16 protein-coding genes are annotated in these 16,894 nt (G+C 62.5%); 2 read left to right on the top strand and 14 right to left on the bottom strand.

Going from position 1 to position 16,894, the window contains the following annotated elements; translation table 11 throughout:
* Window positions 1-307 precede the first annotated feature (307 nt).
* From BSG09_RS16445 to BSG09_RS16490, 10 genes are all read right to left on the bottom strand, one after another.
* Entirely contained in the window at window positions 308-1,318 is a 1,011-nt protein-coding gene (locus BSG09_RS16445) for an IS110 family RNA-guided transposase (RefSeq protein WP_092932953.1), read from the bottom strand.
* Window positions 1,319-1,708: 390 nt separating this feature from the next.
* The gene (locus tag BSG09_RS16450; protein ID WP_092935033.1) at window positions 1,709-2,962 is read right to left on the bottom strand and encodes a hypothetical protein; all 1,254 of its coding nucleotides are present in this window, start codon (window positions 2,960-2,962) and stop codon (window positions 1,709-1,711) included.
* A 75-nt stretch (window positions 2,963-3,037) separates the two neighbouring features.
* Complete coding sequence (locus tag BSG09_RS16455; protein WP_092935035.1) at window positions 3,038-3,928, bottom strand: CheR family methyltransferase; 891 nt, start codon at window positions 3,926-3,928, stop codon at window positions 3,038-3,040.
* Window positions 3,925-4,440 (bottom strand): chemotaxis protein CheD, encoded by a 516-nt coding sequence (locus tag BSG09_RS16460; RefSeq protein WP_092935037.1) that lies wholly within the window; start codon window positions 4,438-4,440, stop codon window positions 3,925-3,927. Before BSG09_RS16460 ends, BSG09_RS16455 begins: the two co-directional genes overlap by 4 nt.
* Window positions 4,437-5,705 carry a chemotaxis protein CheC gene (locus tag BSG09_RS16465; RefSeq protein ID WP_092935039.1) on the bottom strand — a complete coding sequence of 423 codons (1,269 nt, stop codon included), beginning with the start codon at window positions 5,703-5,705 and terminating at the stop codon, window positions 4,437-4,439. The genes BSG09_RS16460 and BSG09_RS16465 overlap by 4 nt, the downstream gene beginning before the upstream one ends.
* Window positions 5,702-6,307 carry a chemotaxis protein CheC gene (locus BSG09_RS16470; protein WP_092935041.1) on the bottom strand — a complete coding sequence of 202 codons (606 nt, stop codon included), beginning with the start codon at window positions 6,305-6,307 and terminating at the stop codon, window positions 5,702-5,704. The genes BSG09_RS16465 and BSG09_RS16470 overlap by 4 nt, the downstream gene beginning before the upstream one ends.
* Before the next feature lie 34 nt (window positions 6,308-6,341).
* Window positions 6,342-9,518 (bottom strand): chemotaxis protein CheA, encoded by a 3,177-nt coding sequence (locus tag BSG09_RS16475; RefSeq protein WP_092935043.1) that lies wholly within the window; start codon window positions 9,516-9,518, stop codon window positions 6,342-6,344.
* Complete coding sequence (gene cheB / locus BSG09_RS16480) at window positions 9,511-10,728, bottom strand: chemotaxis-specific protein-glutamate methyltransferase CheB (RefSeq protein WP_092935045.1); 1,218 nt, start codon at window positions 10,726-10,728, stop codon at window positions 9,511-9,513. Before cheB ends, BSG09_RS16475 begins: the two co-directional genes overlap by 8 nt.
* The gene (gene cheY / locus BSG09_RS16485; protein ID WP_092935047.1) at window positions 10,725-11,087 is read right to left on the bottom strand and encodes a chemotaxis protein CheY; all 363 of its coding nucleotides are present in this window, start codon (window positions 11,085-11,087) and stop codon (window positions 10,725-10,727) included. The genes cheB and cheY overlap by 4 nt, the downstream gene beginning before the upstream one ends.
* 276 nt (window positions 11,088-11,363) lie before the next feature.
* Window positions 11,364-12,152: a chemotaxis protein CheW gene (locus BSG09_RS16490; protein ID WP_092935049.1), complete on the bottom strand. Its 789-nt coding sequence runs from the start codon at window positions 12,150-12,152 to the stop codon at window positions 11,364-11,366.
* Window positions 12,153-12,292: 140 nt separating this feature from the next.
* On the opposite strand from BSG09_RS16490, the gene BSG09_RS16495 reads away from it, so the two are divergent.
* Window positions 12,293-12,754: a chemotaxis protein CheW gene (locus BSG09_RS16495; RefSeq protein ID WP_092935051.1), complete on the top strand. Its 462-nt coding sequence runs from the start codon at window positions 12,293-12,295 to the stop codon at window positions 12,752-12,754.
* Window positions 12,755-12,846: 92 nt separating this feature from the next.
* Here BSG09_RS16495 and BSG09_RS16500 read toward each other — a convergent pair whose 3' ends face one another.
* The 4 genes from BSG09_RS16500 to BSG09_RS16515 all read right to left on the bottom strand — a co-directional run bounded on the left by BSG09_RS16500 (window position 12,847) and on the right by BSG09_RS16515 (window position 15,480).
* A complete protein-coding gene (locus BSG09_RS16500) occupies window positions 12,847-13,617 on the bottom strand; it encodes a DUF5803 family protein (protein ID WP_092935053.1) in 771 nt (256 codons plus the stop codon).
* Window position 13,618: 1 nt separating this feature from the next.
* On the bottom strand, window positions 13,619-14,299 hold the full coding sequence (locus tag BSG09_RS16505) for a DUF2110 family protein (protein WP_092935055.1): 681 nt from the start codon (window positions 14,297-14,299) through the stop codon (window positions 13,619-13,621).
* Entirely contained in the window at window positions 14,299-14,823 is a 525-nt protein-coding gene (locus BSG09_RS16510; protein ID WP_008010224.1) for a transcription factor TFIIE subunit alpha, read from the bottom strand. The genes BSG09_RS16505 and BSG09_RS16510 overlap by 1 nt, the downstream gene beginning before the upstream one ends.
* Before the next feature lie 93 nt (window positions 14,824-14,916).
* Window positions 14,917-15,480, bottom strand: a complete 564-nt coding sequence (locus tag BSG09_RS16515) for a tRNA (cytidine(56)-2'-O)-methyltransferase (protein WP_092935057.1) — start codon at window positions 15,478-15,480, stop codon at window positions 14,917-14,919.
* A 110-nt stretch (window positions 15,481-15,590) separates the two neighbouring features.
* On the opposite strand from BSG09_RS16515, the gene aroA reads away from it, so the two are divergent.
* Window positions 15,591-16,889, top strand: coding sequence for a 3-phosphoshikimate 1-carboxyvinyltransferase (aroA, locus tag BSG09_RS16520; RefSeq protein WP_092935059.1), 1,299 nt, complete (start codon window positions 15,591-15,593; stop codon window positions 16,887-16,889).
* Window positions 16,890-16,894 lie beyond the last annotated feature (5 nt).

Consider the following 16,894-nt stretch of genomic DNA (forward strand, 5'->3'; position numbering starts at 1 on the left):
ATTTCCATCTATGAGAAGCCTGCTACCTGAATTAACCACGTTTGCGTAGATATTCGTTAGGGTTCGTCTCAGATGTGAGAGACTTTCCTCATCAACCGCCTGCGAAAGCCCGCGCAGCGAAGCGAGCAGGACCGTGGAGGTGGGCGGGACGGCGGAGGGATGGGCATTAGATAGGCGGGAGGTTAGCGGAGCGACGCGACGCAGAGCGACGCTTTTCTTGGCGGAGCGTTTCTTTTCAGAGCAGTCGCTCTTTGAGACGGGTTAGCCGCGGGATCAAATCCCGCGGCGATCCCTCTAGCGAGCAGTCTTAGTGGGTTGTTGCATCAGGTGGGTTGTATTCCTCCTTCCGTGAGAGCATCGCGTAGATCGAGACGAGCAGCTTGCGAGCTGTCGCTACCAATGCTTTCTGACTGTTTTTCCTGCGTTTCATTCTCGTGTGATAATTCCCCAGATACGAGTCGTACTTCACGACATTGAGTGCTGCTTGACCGAGGGCCCACCGTAGCACCGGTGGGCCCTCTTTCGTAATTGCGTCAGTCGTCTCTTTCTCACCAGACTGTCGCACACGCGGATCTAATCCTGCATAGCTTACAACCTGCTTCTTATTGTTGAACCGGTCAATCTCACCAAGTTCCGCAGTAATCGTTACGGAGAGGACCGGACCGACACCAGGAATCGTCATCAGCAGTTGTGTTTCTTCCCACGTCGCAGCGATCTCGTCAATCTCGCACTGGAGACGCTCGATTTGGTCATCGAGCGTCTCAATAACAGCAAGATCGGCTTCAATGATGTGCCGATCGGCAGGTGACAGCGGGAGTTCCTCGTCGGCGAGGAACTCCCTTCCCTCTTGTCCGAAGAGGTCACCGTTGTAGGTAACGCCTCTATCGGCGAGGGCGGATCGAACACGGTTTTTCGCTGCTGTGCGATCATCGACAAGCGCCTTGCGCCGACGGACGAGTTTCCGCGCTTCGCGGAACTCGTCCGGTGGAATGTAGCTCGTCGAGAGTGCGTCAACCCGCAAGAGAACAGCGAGTCGTTTAGCGTCAAGACGATCGCTTTTGACTTTTTGATCGCCGATCAGCCCTGTTTTGTGCGGGTTGGAAACAGAGACATCAAGTTCTGGTTCGAGACAGTCGTAGACAAACCAGTAGTTGCGTGTGGCTTCAATAGCAGCCTTTGCGCCTTGGTGCTCGCGCGCGAACTCTTCGAGTTCGGCGCGCTCGGTTCGAATCCGACGTTCTTCAGGGTTGTTCGTATCGTCGTCCAAGATCGCTACTTGGCAGTAGCGATCGTGGACATCCATTCCGATGTATTCCATAGGTTGGTTGTTGCGTGATACTGTTGGGAAGAGAGTGAACAGGATACGCATCTATTCGTGCTCGAAGCACATTTCTCCGCATCCTTGGGGTGAGGCCGTTCATAGGTACGTGTTCGTGACACTGGAAATCCTTCGGCTTTCCTCTCTTCCCGGTTCCTTGTTCACTCTGCAGCACCTACAGCATTAGCAGGCTTCTCATGGAGTCATAGATGTCGACTCGGATTCCCAGAATCCGGATGCGTGGAACTCAACGCTTGAAGACTGGGATAATGATCCTAATGATGGCGACGCTAAGTGTGAAGTCGGAACGGCTAGCGATCCCGGCAAGGTAGTCGTAACACTCGTTGAGGTCGACATCAAGTACTGATCGATGGCTGACCCGTTCTGCACTTACTTCGGCTCCCAATCGCCGGTCACCATCGCACGTAATCCTGCACGCTCGGTGAGGGCTTCGACGCGAGCTGCTTGCTCATCAATATCCCCTGCAGTCTCGAGGTAAAGCCCCCTCGAGAGCGGCTTCGGGTCGTCCATCGGCGATCCGTCGGCGCGGACAGGGGCGTCGTTCAGCACCGTTTTTCCGCTGTCGTCCGGTGCCCATGGGACCTCGACGCCGGCGAGGCCGCGTTCGAGCAGGTACTCGGCGGCTTCGACGAGCGCACCGGCCGCGCTCGAGTGGCCGACAGCGCCGATCGAGCCCCGCTCGTTGAAAAAGCGGACGACGTATTCGCCGTCGTCGGTCGCGGCAGTGCTGTCGGTCCCGTTCGTGTCGGTGTCGCTGTGGCCGGTCGCGTGGTCGGGATCGGTAGCGTCCGTGTCGGCGGTAGTCGTGTCCGTCGGCGTCTCTGGTTCAGCGTCGCCACCAGCGACACCGTCGTCCTGTTCGGGACCGCTCGAGTCGGACCGAGCGGACGACACCGGTCCGGACGATGGTGACTGGCGATCGTCCGTGATCGCCGATTCGCTGAACTGGACCGACACGTCCGCAGCGGTGTCTGTATCGGCGTTGAGGCGGCTCGACTTGTATTCAGCGAAGGTGACGAGCAGTTGCTCGAGGAATCGATCGGTCGCGGACGCGAATTCGTCGGCGTAGACCTCGCCCTGACCGACGGCATCGGTGAGGCAATTGGTGATATCGTCAGTCAAGGATGACCGTTCGACGGCGAGTTGCCGGGCGACGTGCGCCCGGGTGTGTCGCCCGAGCTGGTGGCCGAGTGCTGCCCGCGAGTAGGTGGCGATCGCCGACTCGTTGGCCTCGAGTTCGGCGAGTTCGAGCGCACAGTAGTCGATCTCACTCGAGCCGGCCAGCAGGAGATAGTCGCGGCCGTTCGTGTAGATCGCCCGGTCGACGCCGGACCACGCCATCGCTGACTGGATCGCGTTCGCTCGTGTGCCATCCAACGACTCAGTGGCGGACTCGACAGCGACGAACAGGGCCGGAACCGACTCGACGGCCAGCACGTACTCGAGTTGCGTCTCGTCGACGACCCGATCGGGCAGACACGAGTCGGCACGGACGGTCCAGCCAAGCGTCTCGAGAAACGGTTCGACGAGCCAGCGGCGGGTTTCCTGTTTGGTTGCCGGCGGCGAGGAATCGACCAGCGTCGTGGCGCGGGCAACGAACGAGTCAAGGTCGAAGGAAGGCATTCGGAGGACCTATTTCGTGAGCAGACATGTAACGGTCGGTTGGATTCCAGTTTCCGAACAACCCGCTAGGGGTCGTCAGGAGTTCGAGCGATGGTCGGGCCAGCCGGCGTTGCCAGGCTTGTCGTCTCGCTGGTAAATGCGCAACCGGGCCTCACAAACGGTAAACGCCGACTTGAGTGTCGGTGGAATCGTCTCCGCCTTCCCGATAACGAGATAGCCGTCGGGTCGCAGCGAGCGCGCGATCGTCTCGAGCATCGACTCTTTGTACGCGTTGTCGATGTAGATAAACAGGTTGCGACAGACGACGAGGTCGAACCCCGACTTCGGGTCGTCGTTGATCAGATCGTGGCGGCGAAAGCGGACGTTTCGTTTCACGGCGTCGCTGATCTGGAAGGTCCGGTCGTCGACATCGACGTAGCGATCGTAGTCGTCGAGAAAAGAAAGCTGGTCATCTAAGTCGACGGTTCGAGATTCCTCGTAGACGCCCGTCCGGGCCGTCTCGAGGGCCGGCTCGCTGATATCGGTTCCGAGGATTGCGACTGATGACTCGTCGATCTCGGGATCGTCGTGGGCGAGCATCGACAGCGAGTACGGTTCCCGACCGTCGGCACAGGCGGCACTCCAGACCCGGACGGTGTCGGTCCGATCGGAGAGCCGCCGGAGGATCGTCCGGAGCCCAGACCAGACGTCAGGGTTGCGAAAGAAGCCCGTGACGTTGATGCTGAGTGCCTCGAGCAGCGCCTCCTGTTCGTTCGGATCGGTTCGCAGTTTCTCGAAGTACGCGTCGTAGGTCTCACACTGCGTGCGACGCATCCGCGAGGAGACTCGCCGGTCGAGATAACTGTCGTTGTAGTGGCTCGTCGCGAAGGCCAGTTCGTTCTCGACGAACGTGAGGATGTCATCGAACGCGCCGTCGTCACCGACGCTATCGGAGTCGAAGCCGGTCTCTCCTGTGCCGTCGATCACAGTTCCGTCACTCCGTTGTCGCTGTTCGAGGACTTGACGATGAGCGTCCCGGTCCCGGGCGTAAACTCGACGGTTCGGCCGTAGTCGCCGCCGACGTCTTCGCCCTCGAGCGGGACGCCGAGTTTCTCGAGTTCGGCTTTCGCGGCGGCGGCGTTTCGCTGGCCGACGCCCTCGCCGAAGCTCTCGAACTCGAACATGTCGCTGCCGCCGGCGATCTTCGCCTTGACGTCGGTGTAGTGAGCACCCTGTTCGACCATCCGGCGGAGCAGCGCACGGATCGCCGTGTCGGCGTATTTGCCGGGTTTGCGGTCGCTGTTTTCGGCGGCATCACCGTCGGGTAACATGGCGTGGGCTAACCCACCGATTCCGGTTTTCGGATCGTACAGCGCGATTGCCAGACACGAGCCCAGTCCGTAGGACTTGAGCGTGTCATCGCCGTCGCTGACGGCCAGTTCAGAGATGCCAACCTGGACCGGCGTCGGTGCCCCTGGTTCGGTGCCGTAGGTTTTCATGTGTTATCGACTTCCTGAAACTCCGCCGTCGTCGGCGTCTCCTCGATCCGATCGACGTCGAGGTTGTTCAGCGCCCGCTCTAAGTCCGACTCGTCGGGGATCGCATACACCTGACAGTCGAACTCGCGGCCATCGGCGACGACGATCGTGTCGAAGACGAACGCGAAGTCCTGGTTTTCGCCGAGCTGGATGATCACGGGATCGACGGCTGCAGCCCCGATATCGTGGATGAACTCCGGCGTCGAGTGGTCGATCGTCGTATCGAGGACGTTCGCCCAGCCGTCGAGAAAGCCACTGGCCATGATGTTGCCCAGCTCTTTGATCGCGCTGGTCCCCATCTCGCCGAAGCCGTCCTCGTCGACCGCCATCGGGACCATCGCGTCGACGATTTCGTGGGCCGACTCCTCGTCGAACAGGAAGAGTAGATAGCCACTCGGCATGCCGTCGAACTCGAAGGCAGCGCCGACGAGCGTTTCGTTTGCCACCTGTTCGGGGATCGCCTCGAGCGAGACGAAGTTGAGCCGGCGAATCTCGACGCTGGTGTCGATCCCGGTCAGCGTCGTCGCGGTCTCGGCGACCTCTTTGGCCCCGCGTTCGGCCATCCGGTCGAAGCCCTCGAGTTTGTCGTACTCGATGCCGTCGCTGGTTCGAAGCCGGTCTAACAGCCGCGACATCGACTCGCGTTTCGGCAGGAGGTAGTGGTTGAAGCCGACCTCGGTGCCGACAGTTTCGATCCGACTCTGGAAGAGCAACGCAAGGTCGTCGTCGGACGGTGCCTCGTCGATGTCGCCGAAAAACGGCTCGGCGGTCTGACCCTCGACGAACTCCGGCGTCGAAACGTCGATGACTGCCTCGAGCACGTCAGCCCAGCCGTCGATGAAACCGCTGTTCATGATGTGGCCGACCTCGGTCGCGGCGCTTTCGGTCATTTCGTCGAACGCGTCGACGTCACCGACGTCGGCGTCGACGGCAGCGTCGGGCCCTGCTTCCGAGAGCAGCGTTTCGACGACCTGCAACGCGCTCTCACGCTCGAAAACGACGATCGAGTAGCCCTCGATCGCGCCGGTCAGCTTGACACGGACACCGACTTTCTCGGTCGAATCATCGAAATCGTGGCGGATCTCCTCGCCACGCATGAAGTTGAGCTTCGTCACGCCGAGTTGTGTCTCGACGCCGAGCATGTGCGTGAGTCGGCCCGCCGCGAGGCCGGCCCCCTCTCGAGCCATCCGGTAGAACGTTCCCAGTGCGTTGACGTCGAGTTTCATGCGGTTTGGACGTCGATATCGTTGACCATTTCGACGAACTCTGCCAAGTCAGGGAAGGCGTAGATCTCGGCTTCGATCTGGTAGCTGGGGACTGCCAGGTCAGAATCGAAAAACAGCGCGAGATCGTCGCCGCCGAGACTCGCCGTCCGGGTAACGATGTCGCCAGCGGGTGCGTAGACGAGCTGTGGCGCGGCGATGTCGATCGCACGCCCGAGGACGTCAGCCCAGCCGTCGATAAAGCCGCTGGCCATCATATTGCCCATCTCTTCGACGGCACTTCTGGCCATCTTTCCGGAGACGTCTCCCATATCGTCGACGACATCGCGCAGCATGATCGCTGTGATCTTCTTTGCGCTCGCCTCGGGGAAGAGAATGAGGATGTGCCCGTGGGGTTCGTCGAGCAGTCGGACGCGGACGCCGACCCGCTTGCCGCCATCGAGCTGGGACTCGATGTCGTCGACGTCGATGAAGTTCGTCTTGGTTACCTCCATCTGGGCGTCCTCGCGGGTTAGTTTACTCATGTTGTCGGCGACGCCGTTCGTTCCGACTTTTGCCATCTCGTTTATGAAACTCAGCTTTCGAATGTCGACCATCATCGTCATGGGTTCCTCCGTAGGGTTGGATGTTCGCGTTCGTTCATAGTGTCGTCACGTCTAGAATGTTGACTACCTCCCCCCGCCCCCGAACCGTCGCACCGCTGATCCCCGGGACGCCGCTCATAAAGCCTTCGAACGGCTTGACGACGACCTCCTGTTGGCCACGGATCTCGTCACAGTGCAAGGCGACCTCGCGGACCTCCTCGCGGATGCGGACGACCATCCCGTCGCCATCTTCGCCGGCGGCCGGTGTCTCGAGGACGTCGGCCAGCGAGACGACTGGATAGTCGCCGACCTCGCCGGGGAGGACGGCCTCGCCGTCGACAGTCTCGATGGCCCGTGCGGACTCGACGTCGCGGACGGCCTTGGTCGGGACGCCGAACTCCTCGCCGCCGCTTTCGACGAACAGGATCTCGTCGATCGCGACGGTTACGGGGAGCGTCATCGTGACGGTCGTCCCCGCGCCTTCGTCGCTGTCGATCGAGACCGTTCCCTCGAGGTCCTCGACCGTCCGCTTGACGACGTCCATCCCGACGCCGCGGCCGCTGACGTCAGTCACCTCGTCGGCCGTCGAGAGGCCGGAATGGAAGATGAGGTCGTAGGCATCGTCGTCGGCCATCGCAGCCGCCTCGTCGTCCGTGAGGACGTCAGCGTCGACTGCCTCAGCGCGCAGGCGATCGGGATCGAGGCCGCTCCCGTCGTCCGTAACCGTGATCGTCACGCGGTCGCGTTCGCGCTCGGCGGTGACCTCGACAGTCCCCTCCAGGGGTTTGCCGGCCGCCTCACGCACGTCAGGCGATTCGATCCCATGATCGACGGCGTTGCGAACCAGGTGGATCAGCGGGTCGCCGATCCGATCGAGGATACTCCGGTCGAGTTCGACGTCCTCGCCGCTCATCTCGAAGGCGACCTGCTTGTCCTGATCGCGTGCAATGTCGCGGACGACTCGTGGCAGTCGGTTGGTCACCGTCTCGAGTGGCACTAGCCGAATGTCCATCACGGTCTCTTGGAGATCGCTCGTCAGATCCGACAGCGCGTCGAGTTCCGTCTGGATGGCAGCCTCATCCTCGTCGACCTCGGCGGCGTGTCGGAGCCGGACGCGGCTCGTCACGAGCCCCTCAACGAGGGTCAGCAATGAATCGATCTGCTCGATATCGACGCGAACCGACTGGACCTCGTCCGTCTCGTCGTCGTCCGGTTGCTCGTCTCGTTCGGGGACGTCGATATCCGGAATCACCAGCTCGGGTTCGTCGACGATCCGCACCACGCCGTCATCGGCCGCGTCGCCAGCAGAATCGGCTGCATCGTCACCGAATGACGCCGTCGACGGCGCGCTCGAGTCGTCACCAGCCTCCGAATCGGTCGTCGCGTCGAATCCGACATCGGCGCTGTCGAACGCCTCGGTCCCGTCGAACACATCGTCGTCGAGGACGTCCTCGAAGTCGTCATCAGCACCCTCGAACGAGTCAGTCGTGGGATCGGCGAATCCGCTGTCGTCGAATTCATCGTCGTCGAACGAGGCAGTCGCCGTCTCGAACGGGTCCGACTCGGCCGTCTCGTCTCCAAACGCGTCGTCGGCATCCGTGGAATCGACCGCGTCGGCGACAGCCGATTCGCCAAACGTCTCGTCGGTGTGAGTGACGTCCGCACCGAACGAGTCGTCAGCGACGGCATCGCCGTCGTCGCCGGTCTCGAACTTATCGGCGGGTTCGAAGCCACTGTCGTCGGTGTCGACGTCTGCTTCGTCAGTGTCGCCATCTGCCTCGTCGGCGTCCGCCGTCTCGAGGTCGTCGGCCGTCGCACGATCGTCGGTGTCCGCGTCTTCGACCGTTTCGTCGGCTGGCTCGAGGTCGTCTGCGCTCGTCTCGCCGGTCTCGACGATCGCATCGACGTCGACATCGTCGAACTCGCCGTCGTCACCGGCTGGCGCATCGACCAGCACGTCGTCGACTTCGCTTTCGGACGCGTCTTCGTCGAGAAACGAATCGTCGGCAGCGTTCTCGCCGAGGAGTTCGTCCATGCCGACTTCCTCCTCATCATCGAATTCGTCGAACTCGAGTTCGTCGAGTTCGTCTTGCAATTCGTCGAAGCCGACCATCTCGACCTCGTCTTTGAGCTCGTCGAAGACCGCACTGGCATCGTCGACCTCGTCGGGATCGGCGTCGACTGCAGCTGCGTCGTCATCCGTCGCCCCGGTCGAACCGGCGGTCGTCGTCGCGTCTGGTGCGGGTTCGGCAGGTGCGTCGACCGGCTCGTCGTCGAGGTCGCCGATTTCATCCTCGCCGAGTAGGTCGTCGAACGAGCCGGCTTCGCCCATGTCGTCAAACGGCTCGAGCTCGTCGTCGTCGATGCTTTCGACCTGCTCGTCTAGGTTGTCGAACTCGTCGAACTCGTCGAGGAGTTCATCGACTTCGAGTTCCTGGGCCTCTTCGGACGAAATGTCGTCGCCCGGATCGGCGTCAGGGGCGGACGGTGCCGACCCGTCGGAGATCTCGAACCGGTCGGTCACGTCGACGATCTCGAAGTCGTCGACCTCGTCGACCGGCTCGAGACCGGAAGCGATCGCAGCTTCGCCGACCGGGGTGGCGAAGACGGCATCGAATTCACCGTCGTACTCGTCAGCTTCGATTTGAGGCTGGGGCGGATCGGTGCCGATCAGATCGAAGGCATCGATCAACGCATCGACGACCAACTTCCCGTTGTTGACGTTCTCACGCTCGGTAATCGCAAGTCGGGCGAAATAGACGTCGTGGGTGTCGTCTGCCGGCGGATCGAACCGCGAACACACCGCGTCGATCTCGTCGTCCGAGGGGACGGGACGTCCCGTCGTCGCCTCGCGGTCCGTACCGTCGAGGCGGCTCCGAAGCGCGGCGATCGTCGCCGACGGATCGGTCTCGATTTCGCCGGTCGTGGCGACCTCGTCGACCATCGTCTCGAGTTCGTCGACGGCGTCGAAGACATCGTCCATCAGCCCCGGGGACACCTCGAGGTCGTCACCGCGGACGGCGTCGAGGATGTCCTCGATCGCGTGGGCGAGATCGCTGGCCGGTTCGAGTCCCATCGCCCCGCAGTTGCCCTTGAGCGTGTGTGCGATCCGGAAGATGTTCTCCATCGCCGCCTCGTCGTCGGGATCGCGCTCGAGGGTGAGCAAGGCGTTGTTCAGTTCTGTGATCCGTTCTTCGCTTTCCTGCACGAACTCTGTCAGATACTCAGTCATCGTTCTCACCGTCCGTCGTGAACGCGTCGACGATGGCATCAACGATCCCGTCTGCGGGTGCGACCGTGTCGACACAGCCGGTTTTGATTGCCTGACAGGGGATGCCAAAGACGGGGCTCGTCGCCTTGTCCTGTGCGATCGTATGGCCCTCAGCGGTTTTGATCGCCTCAATACCGGCCGCGCCATCGAATCCCATCCCAGTCAATACGACCCCACAGAGCCCGCTTGTGACCGCATCGGCGGCGCTTTCCATCGTCACGTCGATCGACGGTCGCACGCCGTGTACTCGCTCGCCGTCGCTGAGTCGCACGCGGAGACAGTCGTCGACCGCGGTAGCAACCTCGAGATGGGAGTCACCTGGTGCGACCGCGACCTCGCCGGGTTCGAGCCACTCGCCGTCGGACGCCTCGAAGACATCGTATGCGCTGTGTGCATCGATCCGGTCAGCGAACCGCTCCGTGAATCCGGGCGGCATGTGCTGGACGACCAGCACTTTCGCCTCGAGGTCGACCGGCAGTTGCTCGAACAGGCGTTCGACAATTTTCGGGCCGCCAGTCGATGCACCGAGAACGATCGTCGGCGCGGTCGTCCGCTCGGCGGGAAGCGACGCTGTGTCTTCGTCGGCCTCCAACGGCCGCTCGATTTCAGGGCGTGCGTTCGGCCCGACCGTCCCATGATCACCGGTTACCTGTACGTCGGCACTGCCGCCGGCGACGGCGTTTCCGGTGGTTGTCCCCTGCCCTGGCCCTGTATTGCCGGCGACTCTCGAGCGAGTCGCGTGGGCCGTCGCAGTGGCTCGAGCGAGCGCTACCGTCGAGACGTTCGCGTCGGCGAGTTCGTCGACTTTCGCGACGACCTCGTCGGTGAGCTGGACGATGGTCCGCGAATCGGAGCCGTCGGGTTTGTGGAGAAAGTCGATGGCACCACGCTCTAACGCATCGAGCGTCGCCTCCGCCCCGCGTTCGGTGTAGACACTGAGCATGAGAATCGGGGTCGGGTTCGTCGTCATGATCCGTTCGACGGCGTCGATGCCGTCTAACTCGGGCATCTCGACGTCCATCGTGATGACATCCGGATCGAACGTTCTGGCGAGCGCGACACCCTCCGAACCGTTCGCAGCCGTTTCGACCTCGTAGCCGGCGTCACCGAGTGCGTTGCCGATGACTGTCCGCATGAACCTCGAGTCGTCGACAACGAGTGCTCTCGTCATGCCGCGACGACGTCTGAAAGGGCCTTTCTGACGCTGGGTTCTTCGAACGGTTTCGTCACGTAGCCGTCCGCACCAGCCTTCACGGCGAGTTTCATCTTCTCACGCTGGCCGACGCTCGTACACATGATGACGCGGGCGTCCGGATCGATCTTCTTGATCGCTGCGGTCGCCTTGATGCCGTTGCATTTGGGCATCACGATGTCCATCATGACGATGTCGGGGTCGTGTTCTTTGTACATTTTGACGGCCTCTGCCCCGTTAGACGCCTCTCCGACGATGCGATAATCTTGTTCCAGAATCTGGCGCAATAGGTTTCGCATAAAATGAGAGTCGTCCACGATGAGCACCCCTGTCGACATTCAGTAGTACACCAAATTCTGGTAGCGATACAACTACCATAAATGCTGTCTCCCCATTATCAGTCGTGATAAATGTCAGAGACGATCCGGAGATTCCACGCGAACTGCGGTTTCGAACGTGTCCGATCGCGGCCGTACGCGTACTGTCTGCCGACTGGGTTTTGTATCGATTGGATACCCCAGCGAGAGAGTCTCCCTACGGTCTTCTGTCAGTCAGTGCCGGCCGGCCGCAACCCGCACTGCGGTCGGGCCGGGACAGCGAGACACCAGCCCGTATCACTGCTGTCCTGACGCCAACAGCATCCGTTCGACATCGATGAGTGCGGTTGCCTCGACCACGATCTCTTGTGTCACGTCAGTGGGTTCGTCGCCATCGGGTTCGTCGTTGACGTCTTCAGCCGATTCGATCTCGAACGTCTCGCCGATCGAACCGCCGAACCGACTGCTTGCGCCGCCAGCCGACGACAGCGTCGACGCGTCGTCGATACTGGACTCGGAGACACCGTCACCACCATCTGTGCGGTCGCTCACGGTCACGGTCGTCGACTCGTCAGACTGCGATCGCTCTCGTTCCTGTGTGACGAGTGCGACGACCAACGGATGCTCGAGGGCATCGCCGGAGAGGGGACTGTCGGCGACACTGTCGTCGTCGATCACGTTGCTCTCGGGGACGACCTCGACGCCGATCACGTTGTCGACGCGGATCGCAGCCGATTGCTGATCGCTCGGGCGATCGAACACGACCAGTCGCTCACGCCCCGTGTCGATCTCTGGGGTCGGGAAGTGAACCCGCGGATCGATGACTGCCGTAATCTCACCACGAAGGTCCATCAGCCCCTCGATCGCAGGCGGCGTTCGTGGCACTCGAGTTACCTCCGTGGGCGGTTCCGTGACCGTTCTGACGGCGTCGACCGGCAGCGCGAATCGGTATTCTCCGACGGTGACGAAAACGAACTGAACGACGTCTTCGTCGTCGCCATCGGCGTCGGCACTGCCCGACTCGCGGGGTCGATCGGTGCCGTCGATATCGATTCCAAGAAGCTTTTCTGAGAGATCCGGGGCCATCGTCCTGTTCGTGTATCAGAGTCCATCACTAAAACGTTGACTCCGACGTGTGTGTTCATTCGATTTATGTATCACCGTCGTTACCATCCGGTTGAACGATTCGGTGCGTTCATTTTCTCCGTCGACCGTGTTCAGAGTAAATGGGACCGGCACCGAACCACGATGGGGCAACCGCCGACGACAAACGGGTGACCGTCCTCACGTTCGACCTCGAGGATCGACGCTACTGTGTCAGCGCTGAGTCGGTCGCCTCAGTCCTCGGCATCGCGGACGACTCTGCACTCGCGGACGCCGATGATCCGTGGAACGCGGGGGCGATCACCGTCGCCGGCGAGCGGGTCAGGGTGGTCGACCTCCCACGAGTGTTCGGCGCGTCGTTTCGCACAATGGCCCGCGTCGCTGCCCCGAAACTGCTCGTCTTCGACGCCACCGACGACACCGGTCGGTATTACGGCTGGCTGATCGACGACGTGGGAACAACCAGCGACGTTCGACCCGCCGCGCTTGAGCCGCCGCAGGTGAACACAACCTACGTCAAGGGCCGCCTCGAGATCGAGGGCCGGGATGTCGTCTGGCTGAATGAACAACCGATGCACGGTTGAAGCCGATTCGAGCACTCGACTCGAGTGTGTGGCGACGGCTTCGATCGTTATCGAGACGCGGTCAGACGGGGACGGACCGGTGTCGGCAGTGTCTATAGGAGTCCTGGCGGTCCATCATCGGAATCGTCGTCGAGATCGAGACCGAACTCCTCGCGCTGTTCGCGGAGTCGCTTGACCTGCCGGTAGTAGTATCCGATGCCGATCCCACCGAAGAGGACGACGACACCGGTGAGACCGAGGAACAACGGAATGTCACGCGCGAGGTAGTATCGTAGCGAGATCGGACGATCCGCCTCGATCTCGTCCCAGGAGAGGCGTACCTGCCCGTCGACGACCTCGCGTTCGTACCCGTTCGGTGAGATTTCGCCGAACAAGAAGTTCGACGCCCGATGATTCTCGGGCAGTCGCACCTCGTAGGAGCCCGTGACGTACGCCGGCTGGCGGAACGTCTTCCGGCCGGCATCGCCAGAGAACGCGAGCGTGCCGTTCTCGTCGGGGACGGAGATGGTCGTCGCCGACCCGCCCTGTTCGATCTCGAGGTCCGAGCCGTTGACCTCGGTCCCGTTTGGATACCAGTAGCGAACGCTGTAGATATCCAGCGGTTCCTGACTGTAGATCGTCGACTGAGACAGCGAGAGCTCCTCGGTTCCGTTTAAGTCGTAGACCGTTCGGTACTCGCCGCTGCTGAGGAGGTCGCCGTCATCGAGCGCGATCGTGACGTCAGCGTCGCTGTCGCGAACGTCGCTGTAGTTTTGCTCGCGGTCGAGTTGCTCGTCGGAGATACCGCCGGAAAACGCCGTACAGCCGGCTCCCAGCAACAGCAAGGCGACTGCGACCGTCGCGAACACGAGCCGGCGATTCATACTAGGGAACGACACAGCGCAGTTCGGCCGGGAGGTACTCGCCGACGCTTGCGAGCAGGCCCGGCGGGTCGGTGTCTTCGGTACAAACGACGCTTTGCTCGAGCAAGCCGAGTCGCTCGACGGTGATGTAGTCCTGTGCGTGGCCGGCACGATTGAGCGTGGCTCGCACTTCCGCGCGGGTGGCGCTGTTGACGTTGAGTCGGCCGTCGCCGCGAGTCCACTCGTAGAGGCGGTCCTGGGTTTCGTCTGCGAGTCGGGATGGTTCGGTATCCCCACCGTAGACGAACTGCAGCGGCATGTGTTGGACCAATCCGTACCGGTCGCGGATCTGTATCGCCGATCCCGGGCCGAGCCCGAGTTCGTCGGTCGGAATCCGGACACCGTCGCCCTGCCCTGCATCGAGGACGAAGCCGTCCTCGTCCCAGGACTCGAGCGTGCCGGTGTAGGTCTCGCCGGCCTCGAGATCGGGGACGATCTCGCCGAACTCCTCGCGGAGGACGTTGCGTGCGACGGTGGCGTCGTCGCCCTCGATCGTCACCGACGGGAAGTCGTCGTGGCGGATCCCGAGATCGAACTCGACGTCGAGGTCGCCGATCTCGTTGTCAACCAGCGAGCGCAGCGAATCCTGTGCGCGCTGGCGAGCGTCTCCCTCGACGTACAGTTTGGTTGCAAGTACGACCATTAGGCGTCCGCGTCGATGTTGAGTTCGTCCTCAAGCGCGTCGAGGCGGTCGTCCATCGCATTGACCAGGCGGTCGTTTTCCATCGATTCTAGCGGCGAGCCACATTCGGGACACTCGAAGCCGAAGTCCATCGCCTCGCCGAACTCGAAGCGGATTGAACAGATCTCACAGAGGTAGAACTCGTGGTTGCGCTCGTACTCCTGGCGCTCTTCTAAGGCCTCGTGGAGTCGGTACATCTCCTCTTCTAAGTTCTCCGGGATGTTGTCGTACTCGAACGTCCAGAGGTAGGTCAGCCACCCCGAGTCCTCGTCGCGCAGCCGTCGATAGGTCGCGAGATCGTTCTCGTAGAGAATGAACAGCGCGCGCCGCACGTCGTTCAACTCGAGGTCGAGTTCCTCGGCGAGTTCCTCGTCGGTGACCTCGCCGTCCGGTGGTGCCGCTGCGACGGGCATCCCCGTGGGACCGACCAGCTCGTGCAAATATTTCTGAATTACTGGATCCTCGAGCAGGTCCTCAAAAGCCATTGCCTACACGTAACGGCATGAAGCCATTAAGTCTTGTTAACTCCCGCGCATCATGTCGCGCCGCGTCGCGAGTGTCCGACCGGCGCGGCCGGTTCAATCGTGGTGGTCGTCCGCGTCGTCGGCCGGCACGACGCGCTTGCCCGTCTCCATTGGGATCACCGTCCGATCGGCGTTGTCCCATTCTTGCTCGAGTTCGCGGCCCTCGAACAGCCGGTCGAGGAAGACGGCGAGTCCCGCGACTTCGGAGTGGGGCTGGTTGGTGACGCCGACGTTCCAATCGGCCTCCTCGTAGACGTCGAAGGAGACCTTCTCGGAGCCGACCACGAGCAAGAGCGCCTCACCCTCGCTGTCGTGGGCCGTCCGGATCTCGGCGTCGACGTCCTGGACGCGCTCGCCGTACATCGTGAGGTGGACGACCTTCCCCTCCCAGTTGCGGATAACGGCGTGGGGCGAGTCGGTCAGTTCGGCCTCGAAGGGGCCGCCAAAGCGGTCGGTGATGTCCCTGACGGTCTCGAGCGACTGGCCGGCGTTGTCGGGAAAGAGGACGCGGTCGGCACCCAGTGCCCGCGCGGTCAGGCCGACGTGGGTCGTCATCCGTTCGTCTCGGCCGGGGCGGTGGCCGAGCCGAAGGACGGCGACCTCGCTGTCGTCGTGCATGCTCGCACCCACTCTCGGAGCAGGTTAGGGGGTTTCGCTTTCCATCTGCCCGATCGTCTCGGATTCGCAGGATCGGTATCGGTAAGGTGGGGCCACTCCACAGGGCGACCATGAACGTCACTATCACGCCCTCGCACGTCGCCGGGGCGGCGCGGGCACCGCCGTCGAAGAGCTACACGCACCGTGCAATCCTCGCGGCGGGTTACGCTGACGAGGCGATCGTCCGCGACGCCCTCTGGAGTGCGGACACGCAGGCGACCGCCCGAACCGTCGAGTTGTTCGGCGGCGATGTCGACCGACACGACGACGGTACCCTCGAGATCGACGGCTTCGACGGCCGCCCCGACGTGCCGGCGGACGTCATCGACTGTGCGAACAGCGGCACGACGATGCGGCTTGTCACCGCGGCAGCGGCGCTTGCCGACGGCACGTCGGTGCTGACTGGCGACGAATCGCTGCGCTCGCGTCCCCAGGGGCCGCTGCTCGAGGCGCTCGCCGACCTCGGCGTGGAAGCAGACAGCACGCGCGGAAACGGGCAGGCCCCGCTGGTCGTCACCGGCCCACTCGCTGGCGGCGAAGTCTCGATTCCGGGCGACGTCTCCTCGCAGTACATCACCGCCCTGCTGATGGCCGGTGCGGTCACAGACGAGGGAATCGAACTCGACCTCGAGACCGACCTCAAATCCGCGCCGTACGTCGACATCACGCTCGAGGTACTCGCCGATTTCGGCGTCGAGGCCCACAAGACAGAGACCGGCTTCGCGGTCGACGGCGGACAATCCTACGCGCCGACCGGTGGCGAGTACGCGGTCCCCGGGGACTTCTCGTCGATCTCCTACCCGCTGGCGGCGGGTGCGATCGCCGCTGCCGAGGGCGAGACGGTTCGCATCGAGGGCGCACAGCCGAGTGCACAGGGCGACAGCGCCATCGTCGAGATCGTCGAGCGGATGGGTGCCGACGTCGACTGGAATCAGGACGCGGGAACGATCGACGTCTCGCGGGCCCCGCTCTCCGGCATCGAAGTCGACGTCGAGGACACGCCGGATCTGCTCCCGACGATTGCAACGCTGGGGGCCGTCGCCGACGGCGATACCCACATCACGAACGCCGAGCACGTCCGCTACAAGGAAACCGACCGCGTGAGCGCGATGGCCGAAGAGCTCGGGAAAATGGGCGTTGAGACCACCGAAAAACAGGATTCGCTGATGATCCACGGCGGCGCGTCGGAACTCGAGGGGGCGACTGTCTCGGGCCGCGACGACCACCGGATCATCATGGCGCTTTCCCTCGCAGGACTGGTCGCCGACGGCGAGACCACCATCGAGGGAGCAGACCACGTCGACGTGTCATTCCCCGGCTTTTTCGAGTTGCTCGAGGAGTTGGGCGTCTCCCTCGAGCGACGGGCGTAACCGCG

This window comes from Natrinema hispanicum, from assembly GCF_900111485.1.
GTDB classification, from domain to species: Archaea; Halobacteriota; Halobacteria; order Halobacteriales; family Natrialbaceae; genus Natrinema; species Natrinema hispanicum_A.

Coding starts and splice junctions, on each gene's coding strand:
- BSG09_RS16445 (WP_092932953.1), bottom strand. CDS start 1,318: ATGGAATACATCGGAATGGATGTCCACGATCGCTACTGCCAAGTAGCG.
- BSG09_RS16450 (WP_092935033.1), bottom strand. CDS start 2,962: ATGCCTTCCTTCGACCTTGACTCGTTCGTTGCCCGCGCCACGACGCTG.
- BSG09_RS16460 (WP_092935037.1), bottom strand. CDS start 4,440: ATGAAAACCTACGGCACCGAACCAGGGGCACCGACGCCGGTCCAGGTT.
- BSG09_RS16465 (WP_092935039.1), bottom strand. CDS start 5,705: ATGAAACTCGACGTCAACGCACTGGGAACGTTCTACCGGATGGCTCGA.
- BSG09_RS16470 (WP_092935041.1), bottom strand. CDS start 6,307: ATGACGATGATGGTCGACATTCGAAAGCTGAGTTTCATAAACGAGATG.
- BSG09_RS16475 (WP_092935043.1), bottom strand. CDS start 9,518: ATGACTGAGTATCTGACAGAGTTCGTGCAGGAAAGCGAAGAACGGATC.
- cheB (WP_092935045.1), bottom strand. CDS start 10,728: ATGACGAGAGCACTCGTTGTCGACGACTCGAGGTTCATGCGGACAGTC.
- cheY (WP_092935047.1), bottom strand. CDS start 11,087: ATGTCGACAGGGGTGCTCATCGTGGACGACTCTCATTTTATGCGAAAC.
- BSG09_RS16490 (WP_092935049.1), bottom strand. CDS start 12,152: ATGGCCCCGGATCTCTCAGAAAAGCTTCTTGGAATCGATATCGACGGC.
- BSG09_RS16495 (WP_092935051.1), top strand. CDS start 12,293: ATGGGACCGGCACCGAACCACGATGGGGCAACCGCCGACGACAAACGG.
- BSG09_RS16500 (WP_092935053.1), bottom strand. CDS start 13,617: ATGAATCGCCGGCTCGTGTTCGCGACGGTCGCAGTCGCCTTGCTGTTG.
- BSG09_RS16505 (WP_092935055.1), bottom strand. CDS start 14,299: ATGGTCGTACTTGCAACCAAACTGTACGTCGAGGGAGACGCTCGCCAG.
- BSG09_RS16510 (WP_008010224.1), bottom strand. CDS start 14,823: ATGGCTTTTGAGGACCTGCTCGAGGATCCAGTAATTCAGAAATATTTG.
- BSG09_RS16515 (WP_092935057.1), bottom strand. CDS start 15,480: ATGCACGACGACAGCGAGGTCGCCGTCCTTCGGCTCGGCCACCGCCCC.
- aroA (WP_092935059.1), top strand. CDS start 15,591: ATGAACGTCACTATCACGCCCTCGCACGTCGCCGGGGCGGCGCGGGCA.